A 15,041-nucleotide genomic window follows, 5' to 3' on the forward strand; every position below is an offset into this window, starting at 1 on the left:
GCCACCTCGTCGCCGTCAGCCCCTTCGCCCCCCCCCGAGGAGATCGGGGAGCATGCCTAAGCCACTGGAACGACATTGGGCACTAATTGGTCGGCCCCTCGGAGGGAGGAGTGTGAGTCAGGTTCGGGTCTCCGGATGCGTTCGGTACAGGCATTCCGTTACTCCGCACCTGTTGGAGCGTGTCTGCAATTGCAGCGAACTCCTCCAGGGCGGCCTGGAGGTCTTCGACGATCTCGGCAGCCAGGATCTCCGGCGCGGGGAGGTTGTCGGCGTCGTCGAGGCTCGGGTCACGGAGCCAGGTGATGTCGAGGTTCGCCTTGTCGCGGGCGACCAGTTCCTCGTACGTGAACGCCTTGAAGCGTTCTGACTCCACCCGCTTGGAGCGGTCGTCAGGCTGGAAGCACTGTACGAAGTCTTCGAGGTGGGCCCGCGTGAGCGGGTTCTGCTTGAGCGTGAAGTGCTGGGCCGTACGGAAGTCGTAAACCCACAGCTTCTCCGTCCACGGTTGGTTCGGGCGGGCCGGCTTGCGCTCGAAGAACAGCACGTTGGCCTTGACGCCGCCCGCGTAGAAGATGCCGGTGGGCAGGCGGAGCAGGGTGTGGACGTCGTACTCGTTCAGCAGGCGCCGGCGGATGGTCTCGCCCGCGCCGCCCTCGAAAAGGACATTGTCGGGGACGACGACCGCAGCGCGGCCGTGGATCTCCAGCAGCGAGGCGATGTGCTGCACGAAGTTGAGCTGTTTGTTGGTCGTGGTGACCCAGAAGTCGCGGCGCTCGTAGGCGATCGCCTCGCGGGCGGCGGAACCGTCGTCGCCGTAGACGGTGATGGACGACTTCTTGCCGAAGGGCGGGTTGGCCAGCACCAGACTCGCGCGCTTGTCTGGCGGGGCGGCGAGGGCGTCCCGGGTGCGGACCAGGGCCGGTCCGGTGGGGTGGCCGATACCGTGCAGGAAGAGGTTCATCGCGGCGAGGCGCGCAGTGTTCCGGACCAGCTCAGTGCCCCAGATGCCGCCGCTACTGAGGTGCTTGCGCTGCTCGGGGGTGAGCTGGTTGCCGTACTCGTGGAGGATGTACTCGGCGGCGGCCAGCAGGAAGCCGCCGGTTCCGCAGGCGGGGTCGGTGATCGTGTCGTCTGGGGTCGGACGGACGCAGTCGATGACGGCCTGGATCAGCGCCCGCGGGGTGAAGTACTGGCCCGCGCCGGACTTGATGTCCTCCGCGCCACGGGACAGCAGTTCCTCGTAGGCGTCGCCCTTGATGTCGGTCTTCTGACCCGACCAGCTCTCCTTGTCGATCAGGTCCTTGACCAAGCGCTTGAGCTTGGCGGGGTCGTGGATGCGGTTACGGGCCCCGTTGAAGATCAGGTGGAAGGTGGTGTCCTTGCGCTGGTTGCCGAGGTCTTCGAGGAGTTCGGCGTAGGCGGTTTCGAGGGCGGCACCGTCGTTCTTCAGCAGCTCGGGCCAGCCACGGCCCTCCCAGACCGAGCCCTCGGGCATGATCTGCTCGCGAAACATCGGGGGGCGGGACTGTGCCTCGTGCGCCATCTTGAGGAACACGAGAAGCGTCAACTGCTCGACGTAGTCGATGGTGGATACGCCGTCGTCACGCAGGACGTGGCAGTAGCTCCAGAGCTTGTCGACGAGCCGACGGGCCTCGGTGGTGGTCACGAGGGGATCTCCAGGTCAAGGGTGGGCTGGGTGGCGGTGGCGAGGGCGGGAGCGTCGGCCGGGGGCGGCGGAGGTGCGTCCGGTACGGGTGCGGTGTCCGGCGTGCGCTTGCGCTGGGCGGGCGTCCGGCGAGGGCTTCGGCGCCGGGACTTGGTCGCTCCGGCCGCCTCACGCTCGGCGCGGATGCGGTCGAGCAGGGCGTCGGCGGGCTCGTCGGCGGGGTCCTGGGGGATGAGGCGGCCGGCGAATGCTTCGGCAAGGAGAGTGCGGCGGAGGGCCTCGCCTTTCAGCGAAGCGTCGTCGACTGCACTGGTAAGGCGCCGAACTGATGCGTCGATCTCATCCAGCGCGACAGTGAGCGAACGCTGTTCTTCAAGCGGGGGCAACGGAATCGGCAGCGAGCCCAACTTCTTCAAGTTGAGGTTGTACTGTCCCGCTGTTGAAGCCGCTGCTGACTCGATGAGCTGCCGCCAAGGGCGGGTGGAAAGAATCCTGGAAACCCAATCAGGGAAAGCATCATCCGTCTTGATCTTAAAGCGGATCAAATAAGATGCAAAGGCGTAGTCAGTATCCTCACGCGATACCGCCACGCGTCCGATCAGGTCTCTGCTTCCGTTTGTACGAACAACGAGCAAGTCCCCAGCACTTACCTTGTACGCGTCTAGGTCAAGGTCTGCTTCCAGCGCATACTTCAGGTCTGCGGTGTTGATGGTTCCACTCTGAATATTGGGAATACGCAAAACTGCGCCGCCTGCGCCATCGTAACCGCACTTCGTGGATGTGCCGTAACCGGATGAGTGCGAGATGTCACTGAGCCGCACCATTTGCCATTCGCCTGGAAGCGGCTGCTCTGCCGCACCAGCTTGCGGGGACGGCACAATCTCACGTTCGCGACTCGCCTTGTACGCCAACAATTTACTGCGCACCTGGGCAGCACTACCTGCTGCCGCGTCGAGCCGCGACAGTTGCTCTTCGAGCGCGGCAACGATGCGCCGCTGCTCCTTCAGCGGAGGCACCGGCACCTGCCATGCCGCAAGCCTCGCGGCTCCGATGTGGTGGATGCCCACGCCGCGTGAGTGTTCAACGAAGGCTCCGCGCATCGCCTCGCTGCGCAAAAAATGCAGCAGATACTGCGGATCGACACCGTAGCTCCGGACCCTGATCAGCGTGTTCTGCAAGCAGCAGTTGGGGATTTGATCGTTCCAGATAGCGGGCTTACCGACCTCGGAGGCGCTACCAGATGCCTCACTCAGTACGATGTCCCCCTTCTTCAAACCGTAGACAGCAACCTCGTCATCCGTGAAGTTCATTTCCTTCACGTCGTCAAGCTTGAGCCCATTCCAGTCCACATTCGCAGCCCGCAGATACGGCCGCATTTGCGTGCCGGAGTGATTCTTGGGCGACCGCTGTCGACCGAGCCGCACCTCAGCGACCTCATCCAGCCGAACCCGGACCCACCCCTTCGGAGCCCCCGAATGAATACCGCCCTCGCTCACGCGCCCAACTCCCGTCCCAATTCGTTTAGAATTTCAGCCCCCCGGTCGGCCCCGAAGTCCCGCAGGAATCCGTCCACGCCCCCGCGCTCGATGAAGGGTACGTCCTTCAGGTGCTCGGGCTCGATCGCCGCATCCGTCGCTATCACGTCGACGATCCTGTCGAGCCACCACGCCTGGTCCGGGGTGAACACCGCCCCCGCCTGCTCCTGCCGGGCCCGCCAGGCCGCGTACCGTTCCTCGACCAGCGCCCGATACGGCCGTACCTCCTGGTCCAGCCCCAACTCGAAGCGGAGCAGGCCGATCAGGTCCACCACGCCGGCCGCTCCTCGCGGGTGCCGGGACGCCTTGCCCAGCTGCACGTAAGCGTCGTAAAGCCGGGCCGGGGTCCACTGGAACGGGGGGCGTTCGATCTTCCGTGCCAGGTCGCGCAGGCGCCGGTAGACCTCCTTCGGGTCGCGTCGCTCGCCGAAGGCGAGGCTGAGCGCGGCGATCTCGTCACGGTGGTCCTTTAGGTACTGCTGCCAGGACGACACGCGGCGGATGGCCAGCTCCTCCGCCGTGATGCCGCGCGCCTCCTTCACCTCGTCCACGCTGACCTCGTCGATGACGATGTCGTGGGCGCGGCGCATCGACAGCAGGCGGTCGCGCAGCTCGCCGTTGGAGGCGATCGGCTTCAGCGCGTCGAGCATGTCCTGCCGGACCTGCTTCTCGCCGCCGATGCGCCGGGCCCGCTCCTGCTGGTCGGGGTCAACGGAGCGGACCAGGCCGCCGACGATCTCCCGGAGCGGCTGCCCGGCCAGCTCCTCGACCTCCTCGCGCTCCTCGGGGGTGAGCTGCCGGTCGAGGCGGGCGAGGCGGCCAGCCAGGGTGGCGACCTCGTCCTCCGTCATTGCCAGACCGGCCGTCTTGGCCATCAGCCGCTCCAGCGGGATCTTCCGCTCGGAGACGCGGTTGAGCGGGCGCGCGTCCACGCGGGGCGAGTCCGTGACGCCGACCGCGTCGACGATCACGAACCGTTCCTTGACCTCGGCGTCCGGCGTGACCGCCTGGAACTCCGCCGGGTCCACGGTGCGCGAACCGCGCCCCTTCATCTGCTCGAAGTAGGCCCAGCTCTTGACGTCCCGCAGGAAGAACACGCACTCCAGTGGCGGGATGTCGGTCCCGGTAGCGATCATGTCCACGGTGACCGCGATCCGCAGCTCCGGGCTGTTGCGGAATGCCTTGATCAGTTCCGCCGGCCGCTTCGCCGCGTGTGTGATCTTCATGCAGAAGTCGTCACCCTCGCCGAAGACCTGCCGCACGGTCTGGACGATCTCGTCGGCGTGGTTGTCGTCCACAGCGAAGATCAGGGTCTTAGGCACATGCGTGCGAGCCCGCTGTACGTCGCCCTCCCCGACCGGCGGGAAGATGTCGGTGAACAGGTGCTTGCGGAAGGTCTCAATGACGAGTTTCAGCTGCCCCTTGCTGATGACCTGGCGGCCCAGCTGGGACGCCTTCCACTCCAGGTCCTCCTCAAGCTCCTGGTAACGCTCCCTCCGGGTCTTCCGCTCTCGCATCGGCACGACCGTCTCGGCGGGGATCGTGCTGCCGTTCTCGCCCAGTTCCGTACGGATGCGGAAGACGTCGAAGTCGACGTTGACGCCGTCGGCGACGGCCTGCTCGTAGGGGTACTCGCTCACCAGGTTCTGGAAGAAGAAGCCGAAGGTCTGCTTGACCGGGGTGGCGGTGAGGCCGACCAGGTGGGCGTCGAAGTACTCCAGGACCGCGCGCCACTTGCCGTAGATGGAGCGGTGGCACTCGTCGACGACGATCAGATCGAAGGACTCCGGTGGCAGGGCCGGGTTGTAACTGACCGTCACGGGCTCGTCGACGAGGTCGTAGCGGTCCAGGGCCTCGTTGTCGTCGTCGGCGCTCGGCACCGCCTGGCCCGTCAGGGCTAGCCACAGCCGCTGCACCGTGGACACCACGACGTGCGCGGAGCCGAGGACGGTGTCGCCCGCGAGGCGCTGCACGACGTACAGCTCGGTGAACTTGCGGCCGTCGTCCGGGGTGTCAAAGTTCTCGAACTCGGTGGCAGCCTGGCTGCCGAGGTTGTTGCGGTCGACAAGGAAGAGGACGCGCTTGGCGCTGGCGTGCTTGAGTAGCCGGTAGCTTTCGCTGACCACGGTGTAGGTCTTGCCAGCGCCGGTCGCCATCTGGATCAGGGCACGGGGGTCGTCCTTGGCCAGGGACCGCTCCAAACCCTTGATCGCCGTCACCTGGGCCGGGCGCAGATCCTCCGGATCGAGAAAGGTCTGCGGCAGACGGCGCATCCGGGACCGCAGGGTCGGTGCAGCGGGATCGGCGTCGGCCTCCTCGACCCAGCGCGCGATCGTGTCCGGGCGGTGCACGGCGAAGACGTCACGGGTACGCGGCGAGGGGTCGAGGTCATTGTGGAAGCGGACGGTGTTGCCGTCGGCGACGTACCGAAAGGGCAGGCTGGCGCGCCAGGCGCTGAGCTGCTGGCTGCGGGTAAGCCCGGTGGCGTAGCGGGCGGCCTGCTGCATAGCGGCCTCCAGGTCGGCGCCCTCCCGCTTGGCCTCTATGACGCCGACCAGTCGCTGGTCGACGTAGAGAAGGTAGTCGGCGCGGCCGACGGCAGTGGAGACCTCCCGGACGGCGACGCCACGGCCCGCGAAGAGGTTCTTGGCCTTCTCGTCCTGGACAGTCCAGCCCGCCTTCTCCAGGATGCAGTCGAGCTCGGCACGTACCTGTGCCTCGCTCATGGGCGGACGGGCGGCCTTCTGGGCGTGCGCGATGAACTCGTCACGCTGGGAGGCCCCGTCCAGCGGGCGAGCGGCCGAACGGGACTCCAGGGCCGGAGTCGTCAGTTCGGTGATCTTCTCACTCAGTTCGGCGATCAGGTCGTGCAGCGCGGCCCGCTCGGCCTCCGCACGGGCCAGTTCCGCCTCGGCCTGCTCGCGGGCGGCCCGCTCGCGCTCCAGGCGGCTCTGCTTGCCGTCGTAACGGAGCCGGGCCTCCTCCAGCCGACGGCGGTAGGCGTCAAGCTCGGCGCGCAACTGCTCCAGCTCGTGCTGGTCGGCGATGGTCGCGGGCGCGGGCGCGGCGGAGGGCGGCGCGGGCGCAAGGAAGACCCGGTGGGTGGTGTCGGACTGGTCGAGGGAACGGTGCAGCCAGTCGCCGAGACGGAAGCACATCTCCACGGACTGAAGTGCTTCACGGACGTTGGCGTAGTACTCGTGGACGGCCCGGTTGCCCGTGGTGCGGATCGCCTCGAACCAGGCCCGCACCTGCGGGACAAGGACGCCCGCCCTGGTGAGGGCGTTGATCCGGTCCACCTGCCGGGGCCCCGGCACGGTGATGCCGAGAAGCGTGACCAAGTGCCGGGTCATGACCTCGCCATAGAGACGGGCCTTCACCATGGCGGCGTGGGGATCGGTGTGGACGTATGACTCCGCGGCACAGCCGAGCGTCACCAGCAAGGGCTCGTACCCGATCAGGTGACCGAAGTTGGACGAACGTGCCGCCAGCCAGGCGACCTTCTTTTCATCGTCCTGTCCGGCGTTGGCCATCGACGCCATCATGTAGCTCCCCCCAGGGCCGCGCTTGATGATCAAAGCCTTTCAGGATTCCACTACTTGGGCCCATCCGCAAGTCTTGACGACTCTGCATGAGCGGGCGCCTGCCCCGGGGGCCATCCCGATCCAACGGCGCCCCTGCATGCCACGGCACACCTACGAGCCCTTCCAATGGGTCACATGGGGCCCATAGGGCTTGAGAGTTGAGACGCAGGGCGATTTCAATGGCGCCGTGACCACGACACCGATAGACCGCAAGAGAATCATTGCTGGCCGGGTCTCACTCGACGACGTCATGGCGAAGTTGTGTCGGCACAGGCCGGTCTTCCACTCCGAGGCTGACCTTCAGCACAGTTTCGCCCGGGTGCTCTGTGAGTTGGCGCCAGATGTGCACTCCAGGCTCGAGGTGCCGCAGCGCGGGTTGGGCAGGACCGAGTACCTAGACCTTCAGTGCCTCGGCCCTGGGGACCGCACTGCGATCGAATTCAAGTACTTCACCCGAGCTTGGACAGGCAAGGCCGGCGTTCCGGTCGAGGACTACGCCTTGAAGGCGCATGGCGCCACTGACCTCGCCCGCCTGCACTTTGTTCGGGACATAGCGAGGCTGGAGCGCTTCTGTCGTCAGCCCGGCCAGAACGGCCTTGCCCTCATCCTGACCAACGAGGCGTCCTTGTGGACCCCGCCGGGTCCCAGCCGCCGGCGTACTCGGGATCATGCCTTCCGGATACACCAGGGACGGGAACTCGCCGGGACTCTGCTCTGGGCCGAGGGGACCTACGAACCGAACACATGCAGTCTGCAAGGCACCTACCCCCTCGAATGGGAGATGTACTCCGAGCAGGGCGGAGCAGGCAGTGAGTTCCGCTACCTGGCGGTGTTCGTCGATCCATCGGCTACCGAAGCCGACGACGACACAGACGCGTAATTGGTGAGCGCTGATTCCTCAGACCCACTCCACCTCGGAGACGATTCGCGAGGCGCTCCTTGGGCTCGGCAGCGGAGGCCGGGAGGACGCCAACGGCGCCGACGGGCAAGGGGCCGAAGCGCCGACCGCAGCCAGCGCAGCCGCCACCTCCTCCTCGCTCACCCCCGCCAGCGCCCCCACCACCCGATCGAGTGCCTCGCCCACCTCAGTGCGCATGGCCACCCGAAGCCGGCGTCGGACCACCGTTCTTGACCGTCAGCGGAAGCAACTTCTTGCCGGTCGGACCGATTTGTATGGCCGTATCCATCTGCGGGCAGACGCCACAGTCGAAGCACGGGGTCCAGCGGCAGTCCTCGACCTCCGTCTCGTCGAGGGCGTCCTGCCAGTCCTCCCAGAGCCAGTCCTTGTCCAGGCCCGAGTCGAGGTGGTCCCAGGGCAGGACCTCCTCGTAGGTGCGCTCGCGGGTGGTGTACCAGTCGACGTCCACGCCGAACGGCTGCAGGGCCTTGTCCGCGCACGCCATCCAGCGGTCGTAGGAGAAGTGCTCGCGCCAGCCGTCGAAGCGGCCGCCGTCCTCGTAGACCGCGCGGATGACCGCGCCGATGCGGCGGTCGCCCCGGGAGAGCAGGCCCTCGACGATGCCGGGCTTGCCGTCGTGGTAGCGGAAGCCGATGGAGCGGCCGTACTTCTTGTCGCCGCGGATCTTGTCCCGGAGCTTGGCCAGACGGGCGTCGGTCTCCTCGGCGGACAGCTGCGGGGCCCACTGGAAGGGCGTGTGCGGCTTGGGCACGAAGCCGCCGATGGAGACCGTGCAGCGGATGTCGTTGGAGCGGGAGACCTCGCGGCCCTTGGCGATGACCTTCGTCGCCATGTCGGCGATCTGCAGGACGTCGTCGTCGGTCTCGGTGGGCAGGCCGCACATGAAGTACAGCTTCACCTGCCGCCAGCCGTTGCCGTAGGCGGTGGCGACCGTGCGGATCAGGTCGTCCTCGGAGACCATCTTGTTGATGACCTTGCGGATGCGCTCCGAGCCGCCCTCGGGGGCGAAGGTCAGGCCCGAACGCCGGCCGTTGCGGGTCAGCTCGTTGGCCAGGTCGATGTTGAAGGCGTCCACGCGGGTCGACGGCAGCGACAGGCCGATCTTGTCGTCCTCGTAGCGGTCGGCGAGGCCCTTGGCGATGTCGCCGATCTCGCTGTGGTCCGCGGAGGACAGCGACAGCAGGCCGACCTCCTCGAAGCCGGTCGCCTTCAGGCCCTGCTCGACCATGTCGCCGATGCCCGTGATCGAACGCTCCCGGACCGGACGCGTGATCATGCCGGCCTGGCAGAAGCGGCAGCCCCGCGTGCAGCCGCGGAAGATCTCCACCGACATGCGCTCGTGCACCGTCTCGGCCAGCGGGACCAGCGGCTGCTTGGGGTACGGCCACTCGTCCAGGTCCATGACGGTGTGCTTGGACACCCGCCACGGGACACCGCTGCGCTTGGGCACCACACGGGCGATACGGCCGTCGGGCAGGTACTCGACGTCGTAGAAGCCGGGCACGTACACCCCGCCCGTCTTCGCCAGGCGGAACAGCAGCTCCTCGCGGCCGCCCGGGCGGCCCTCCGCCTTCCAGGCGCGGACGATCGCGGTGATCTCCAGGACGGCCTGCTCGCCGTCACCGATCACGGCGCAGTCGATGAAGTCCGCGATCGGCTCGGGGTTGAACGCGGCGTGGCCGCCGGCCAGGACGATCGGGTCGTCCAGGCCGCGGTCCTTCGACTCCAGCGGGATGCCCGCCAGATCCAGGGCGGCCAGCATGTTCGTGTAGCCGAGCTCGGTGGAGAAGGAGAGGCCGAGCACGTCGAACGCCTTCACCGGCCGGTGGCTGTCGACCGTGAACTGGGGGACGCCGTGCTCGCGCATCAGCTCCTCCAGGTCCGGCCACACGCTGTACGTGCGCTCGGCGAGGACGCCCTGCTGTTCGTTCAGGACCTCGTAGAGGATCTGGACGCCCTGGTTGGGCAGACCGACCTCGTACGCGTCCGGGTACATGAGCGCCCAGCGGACGTCACAGGACTCCCAGTCCTTGACCGTGGAGTTCAGTTCTCCGCCGACGTACTGGATCGGCTTCTGCACATGCGGGAGCAGAGCTTCGAGCTGCGGGAACACCGACGCAGCGACTTCGGCAGGCATGTCGCGCACCTTCGTGAGCTGGACTTAACTGACAGGGGTGACCATCCAGCCTAACGCGGCCGCGGGGCACCTCCGTACGCCCCGGGCCTCACAGGCCCGCCGCGGCGCCCTTGATCTCCTTCCACAGCCCGGGCAGCTCGGCCTCCGTGCGCAGGGCCCGCTGCTCCTCGCGCTGGTGGAGCAGGCCGTAGGTGAACGCGCTCTCCCCGGCCGCGTGGGCGACCGCCGACAGCTCGCGCAGGGTGTGCCGGGCCATCACGCTGTCCTGGTGCTCGCCGAGCAATTTCTGGAGTGACTTCATGGACTTGAGCATGGTCCTGGCGGGCTTGCCCAGGGCCGGCTCGGCCGCCTCCGCGGCGTAGCGGGCGCGCTTGGCCTTCTTGCGGGCCTCGTGCACGGCGACGTCCCGCTCGGTGCCGGGCTCCAGCTCCAGCGCCCGCTCCACCAGCCGGGCCACCTTGCGGAAGTCCTTGTCCACGGCGTCGGCGAGCGGTTTGCCGGGCTTCTTCCCGGCCGCCTTCAGCAGCGGCGGATCGGCGATCAGCGCGTCCAGGGTGTCGAGCAGGGCGAGATGGCGGCGGGAGTCCAGGACCCCGAGCAGCCGGCCGCGGGCCGTGTGGTGCTCGGCGCTCGACCAGTCCCGCAGGCGCCGGCCGACGGGGCCGCGGACCAGGTCGTCGGGCACCTCGCCGAGGGCCGACGTCAGCCGTGCGGCCAGCACCTCGCGGTCGCGGTCCAGGCCCAGCTCCCCGGCCAGCCACTTCAGCTCGTCGGCGACCGGGTCGGTGACGGTCCGGTCGAGGATGTCCCGGAAGGTCCTGAAGGTGCTGCGCAGCCGCCGGGTGGCCACGCGCATGCTGTGCACGGCGTCCTCGGCGTCCCGGCGGACCGCGGGGTCCAGGGCGACGATCGCGTCGCGCTGGACGCGCACGTACGCGAGCACGTGGTCCCCGGCCGTCACCGGCTCCCCCGCCTCCGCGGAGGGGCGCCGCTTGCGGGGCGCCGTCTCCGCCAGGGCCCGCGCCAGCTTGGACGGCGACTTCGAGGGCCGCACGCCGGCCTTGCGCAGCCGCTTCTCCACCTTGTCGAGGAAGGCCGGGTCGCCGCCGTCGGCGAGCTCGACCTCCATCTCGGTCCACTGCGCCTCGCCCCCGCCGGCCGTGAGCCGCTCGGCGTGCACGGCGTCCACGCTGACCTCCGCGAGCAGCCGGCCCTCGGCGTCGACGAGGTGCCGTACGTCCCGCTCGGAGCGCAGCCGGACCAGCGGGAGCAGCTCGCCGTCGCGGACGCGGGAGCGGACGAGCCCGGCGAGTTCACCGGGCAGGGTGTCGGAGAGCGGGGCGTGGATCTCGTCCCGGGTGTCCGGGCCGACCGGGAACTTCAGGTGCCAGCCGGCGTCCGAGCCGCCGGTGCGGCGGCGCAGGGTGACGGATGTCGCCGCGAGGCGCTCGTCGACGGTGTCGTAGTAGGTCGCGTCGAGGTGGGCGACCCCCTTGTCGACCACCTTCGCGACTCCGGGCACACCGGTCAGGTCCGGCAGCCCGCTGTCCTCGGCCTCGTACTTCCGCTCGATCTCACGCTTGGTGTCCGCCATGAACCGAATCTAGTCGGCCCGGACGCGGGGCGGCAGGGGACCACCCCGCTCGTGTCATGCCGACATGGGTCTTTGCACCCGGATCGACTGCAGCAGTCCCACCGCTATCCACACGGCGAACATCGAGGAGCCGCCGTACGACACGAACGGCAGGGGCAGGCCCGTGACCGGCATGATGCCGAGGGTCATGCCGATGTTCTCGAACGTCTGGAAGGCGAACCAGGCGACGATGCCGGCGGCCACGATCGTGCCGTACAGGTCGGTCGTCTCCCGGGCGATACGGCAGGCCCGCCACAGGACGATGCCGAGCAGCAGGATGATCAGGCCGCCGCCGAGGAAGCCCAGCTCCTCCCCCGCCACCGTGAAGACGAAGTCCGTCTGCTGCTCGGGCACGAACTGGCCGGTGGTCTGCGAGCCGTGGAAGAGGCCGGAGCCGGTCAGTCCGCCGGAGCCGATGGCGATGCGGGCCTGGTTGGTGTTGTAGCCGACGCCGGCCGGGTCGAGCTCGGGGTTGGCGAAGGCGGCGAAACGGGCGATCTGGTAGTCGTCGAGCACGCCGAGCTGCCAGACGGTGATCGCGCCGGCGGCGCCCGCGCCCAGCAGGCCGAACACCCACCGGTTGGTGGCGCCGGAGGCGAGCAGGACACCGAGCACGATGATGACCATCACCATGACCGACCCGAGGTCGGGCATGAGCATCACGATCAGCATGGGCACGGCGGCCAGACCGAGGGCCTGCACGACCGTGCGGTGGTCGGGGTACTGCTTGTCGCCCGCGTCGACCCGCGCCGCCAGCAGCATCGCCATGCCCAGGATGATCGTGACCTTCACGAACTCCGAGGGCTGGAGCGAGAAGCCGCCGGGGAGCTTGATCCAGGAGTGGGCGCCGTTGATCGTCGAGCCGAGCGGGGTGAGCACCAGCAGGATCAGCAGCACCGACAGGCCGTACAGGACCGGCACGGCCGTGCGCAGGGCGCGGTGGCCGAGCCAGACCGTGCCGGCCATCAGGGCGAGGCCGATGCCGGTGTTCAGCAGGTGCCGGACGAGGAAGTAGTACGGGTCGCCCTGGTTGAGCTCGGTGCGGTTGCGGGTGGCCGAGTAGACCAGCAGCGTGCCGAGCAGGGACAGGGCCAGCGCCGACAGCAGGATCGGCCAGTCGAGGCGCCGGGCCACCGAGTCCCGGGCCAGCAGCCGGGTCCAGCCGGAGCGCTCGGGTCCGTAGCCGGAGACCTGGAAGCTGTTCACACCGCCGGTCATGTCGGCAACCTCCGGCTTCCCCGCCGGCGCCGGCGCCTTCGGGTGTCACGGTTCTCGGGCGTCGGCGGGGCCGCCGTCGCCGGCTGGAGCGGGTCGGCCGGCGCGTTCGGGTCCTTCTTGTTGGCCTGCTGGTCCTTGGCCGGGTCCTTGGACATCTTCGGGGAGGCGATGGTGCCGTCGACCTTGACCTTCGGCAGGGTCTTCTGGGGCGTGGGCAGCAGGGCCTTCTTCGGGTCGATGTCGCCGTCCGGGGACACGCCGTACAGCGCGTTGTAGATGTTGCGCACGGCCGGACCCGAGGCGCCGGAGCCCGTACCACCCTGGGAGATCGTCATGACGACCGCGTAGTCCTTGGTATACGTGGCGAACCAGGAGGTCGTCTGCTTGCCGTAGACCTCGGCCGTACCCGTCTTGGCGTGCATCGGGATCCGGTCCTGCGGCCAGCCGCCGAACCTCCAGGCGGCCGTACCGCGGGTGGCGACTCCCGCGAGGGCATCGCTTATCTCGTTGCGCGTCTTCTGGCTCATCGGGAGCTTGCCGTGGGCCTTGGGCTTGATCGGCGTGACGGTCTTGCCGTCGGCGCTGATGACGGCCTTGCCGACGGAGGGCGTGTACATCGTGCCGCCGTTGGAGATGGCTGCGTAGATGGTGGCCATCTGGATGGGCGTGACGAGCGTGTCGCCCTGGCCGATGGAGTAGTTGACGGAGTCACCGGCGCGCAGGCGGTTGCCTTCGAGGCAGTTCTCGTAGGCGATCTTCTCGGCGTAGCTGCCGTTGCGCTTGCCGGTGCGGCACCAGGCGTCCTTGTTGGCCTTCCAGTAGTCCAGCTTCCACTGGCGGTCGGGGACGCGGCCGGTGACCTCGTTCGGCAGGTCGATGCCGGTCTCCTCGCCGAGGCCGAACTGGTGGGCGGTCTTGTAGAACCAGTCGTTGGCGTTCTTCTTCGGCTTGGTGCCGCCGTCGCGCTTCCACTCCTCGTGCGAGAGCCGGTAGAAGACCGTGTCGCAGGAGACCTCCAGGGCGCGGCCGAGGCTGATCGCCCCGTAGCCCTTGGACTCGAAGTTCTTGAAGACCTGGCCGCCGATGGAGTAGGAGCTGGAGCACTCGTAGGGGCCGTTGAAGGAGTAGCCGGCGTTGACCGCGGCGGCCGTCGGGATGACCTTGAAGATGGAGCCGGGCGCCGACTGGCCCTGGATGGCGCGGTTGAGCAGCGGGTAGTTGGACTTCTTGCCGGTGAGCCTGGCGTAGTCCTTGGCGGAGATGCCGCCCACCCAGGCGTTCGGGTCGTAGCTCGGGTTCGACGCCATGGCGACGACGCGGCCGGTCTTGGCCTCCATGACGACGACGGCGCCGGAGTCGGCCTTGTAGTTCGTGCCCGTGTTGCGGTCGTGCTCCTTGCGGGCCTGCTTCATGGCCTCGTTCAGCTCGTACTCGGCGATCCGCTGGACGCGGGCGTCGATGCTGGTGACGAGGTTGTCGCCGGGCTGGGTGGGGTCGGCCTCGGCCTGGCCGATGACACGGCCGAGGTTGTCGACCTCGTAGCGCGTGACGCCGGCCTTGCCGCGCAGCTGCTTGTCGTACTGGCGCTCCAGGCCGGAGCGGCCGACCTGGTCGGAGCGCAGGTACGGCGAGTTGGTGTTCTGCGCCTTCTTGATCTCCTCGTCGGTGACCGGGGAGAGGTAGCCGAGGACCTGGGCGGTGTTGGCCTTGCCCGGGCTCGGGTAGCGGCGCACGGCCTGCGGCTCGGCGGTGATGCCGGGGAAGTCCTCGGCGCGCTCGCGGATCTGCAGGGCCTGCTTGGGCGTGGCCTCGTCGGTGATGGGGATGGGCTGGTAGGGCGAGCCGTTCCAGCAGGGCTGGGGCGTCTTGGCGTCGCACAGCCGGACCTTCTCCATGACCTCCTTGGGGGTCATGCCGAGGACATCGGCGAGCTTGGTGAGGACTTCCTTGCCGTCGTCCTTCATCTTCAGCAGGTCGGTGCGGGAGGCGGAGACCACCAGGCGCGTCTCGTTGTCCGCGAGGGCCACCCCGCGGGCGTCCAGGATGGAGCCGCGGACGGCGGGCTGGACGACCTGCTGGACGTGGTTGCCGGAGGCCTCCTTGGCGTAGGCCGCGCCCTCACGGATCTGGAGGTACCACAGGCGTCCGCCGAGGGTGAGCAGGAGGGAGAGGACCAGGACCTGGATGACGACGAGCCGGATCTGGACCCGTGGGTTCCGTCCGGTCTCGGGAATGTTGGTCACTGCGGCTGCCTCCCCCTCTCCGTGCGGGTACGGATGTGCGAGTACGACGGTCTGTCCGCACACGTGTGTGCGGTGACGAGTGATGAACGACGGGCCCACGCGCCGG

At 68.3% G+C, this 15,041-nt stretch carries 8 protein-coding genes; 1 reads left to right on the plus strand and 7 read right to left on the minus strand.

Translation table 11 applies throughout. The annotated features are described in order from the left end of the window. Positions 1-82: 82 nt before the first annotated feature. From CHR28_RS22300 to CHR28_RS22310, 3 genes are read right to left on the minus strand one after another with little or no spacing between them, the layout of a single operon-like run. On the minus strand, positions 83-1,666 hold the full coding sequence (locus CHR28_RS22300) for a class I SAM-dependent DNA methyltransferase (RefSeq protein WP_256984338.1): 1,584 nt from the start codon (positions 1,664-1,666) through the stop codon (positions 83-85). After that, on the minus strand, positions 1,663-3,162 hold the full coding sequence (locus CHR28_RS22305) for a restriction endonuclease subunit S (protein ID WP_094055456.1): 1,500 nt from the start codon (positions 3,160-3,162) through the stop codon (positions 1,663-1,665). The genes CHR28_RS22300 and CHR28_RS22305 overlap by 4 nt, the downstream gene beginning before the upstream one ends. After that, positions 3,159-6,734: a DEAD/DEAH box helicase family protein gene (locus CHR28_RS22310; protein ID WP_179272525.1), complete on the minus strand. Its 3,576-nt coding sequence runs from the start codon at positions 6,732-6,734 to the stop codon at positions 3,159-3,161. The genes CHR28_RS22305 and CHR28_RS22310 overlap by 4 nt, the downstream gene beginning before the upstream one ends. Before the next feature lie 238 nt (positions 6,735-6,972). Here CHR28_RS22310 and CHR28_RS22315 point away from each other — a divergent pair, with 238 nt between their 5' ends. Further along, positions 6,973-7,665, plus strand: a complete 693-nt coding sequence (locus CHR28_RS22315; RefSeq protein ID WP_256984339.1) for a hypothetical protein — start codon at positions 6,973-6,975, stop codon at positions 7,663-7,665. 205 nt (positions 7,666-7,870) lie between these two features. Here the strand turns inward: CHR28_RS22315 and CHR28_RS22325 are convergent, their stop codons facing one another. The 4 genes from CHR28_RS22325 to mrdA all read right to left on the minus strand — a co-directional run bounded on the left by CHR28_RS22325 (position 7,871) and on the right by mrdA (position 14,935). After that, positions 7,871-9,841 carry a TIGR03960 family B12-binding radical SAM protein gene (locus CHR28_RS22325; protein WP_094055459.1) on the minus strand — a complete coding sequence of 657 codons (1,971 nt, stop codon included), beginning with the start codon at positions 9,839-9,841 and terminating at the stop codon, positions 7,871-7,873. A gap of 88 nt (positions 9,842-9,929) precedes the next feature. Then, the gene (locus CHR28_RS22330) at positions 9,930-11,435 is read right to left on the minus strand and encodes a CYTH and CHAD domain-containing protein (protein WP_094055460.1); all 1,506 of its coding nucleotides are present in this window, start codon (positions 11,433-11,435) and stop codon (positions 9,930-9,932) included. A 54-nt stretch (positions 11,436-11,489) separates the two neighbouring features. After that, positions 11,490-12,692 carry a rod shape-determining protein RodA gene (rodA, locus tag CHR28_RS22335; protein WP_094055461.1) on the minus strand — a complete coding sequence of 401 codons (1,203 nt, stop codon included), beginning with the start codon at positions 12,690-12,692 and terminating at the stop codon, positions 11,490-11,492. Next, positions 12,689-14,935, minus strand: a complete 2,247-nt coding sequence (mrdA, locus tag CHR28_RS22340) for a penicillin-binding protein 2 (protein WP_094055462.1) — start codon at positions 14,933-14,935, stop codon at positions 12,689-12,691. Before mrdA ends, rodA begins: the two co-directional genes overlap by 4 nt. Positions 14,936-15,041: the final 106 nt, after the last annotated feature.

This window comes from Streptomyces sp. XY006, from assembly GCF_002237655.1.
Lineage (GTDB): Bacteria > Actinomycetota > Actinomycetes > Streptomycetales > Streptomycetaceae > Streptomyces > Streptomyces levis.

Bases quoted from the DNA above. Each gene is read 5' to 3' on its own strand.
- CHR28_RS22310 (WP_179272525.1), bottom strand. From the start codon at position 6,734: ATGGCCAACGCCGGACAGGACGATGAAAAGAAGGTCGCCTGGCTGGCG.
- CHR28_RS22325 (WP_094055459.1), bottom strand. From the start codon at position 9,841: ATGCCTGCCGAAGTCGCTGCGTCGGTGTTCCCGCAGCTCGAAGCTCTG.
- CHR28_RS22330 (WP_094055460.1), bottom strand. From the start codon at position 11,435: ATGGCGGACACCAAGCGTGAGATCGAGCGGAAGTACGAGGCCGAGGAC.
- rodA (WP_094055461.1), bottom strand. From the start codon at position 12,692: ATGACCGGCGGTGTGAACAGCTTCCAGGTCTCCGGCTACGGACCCGAG.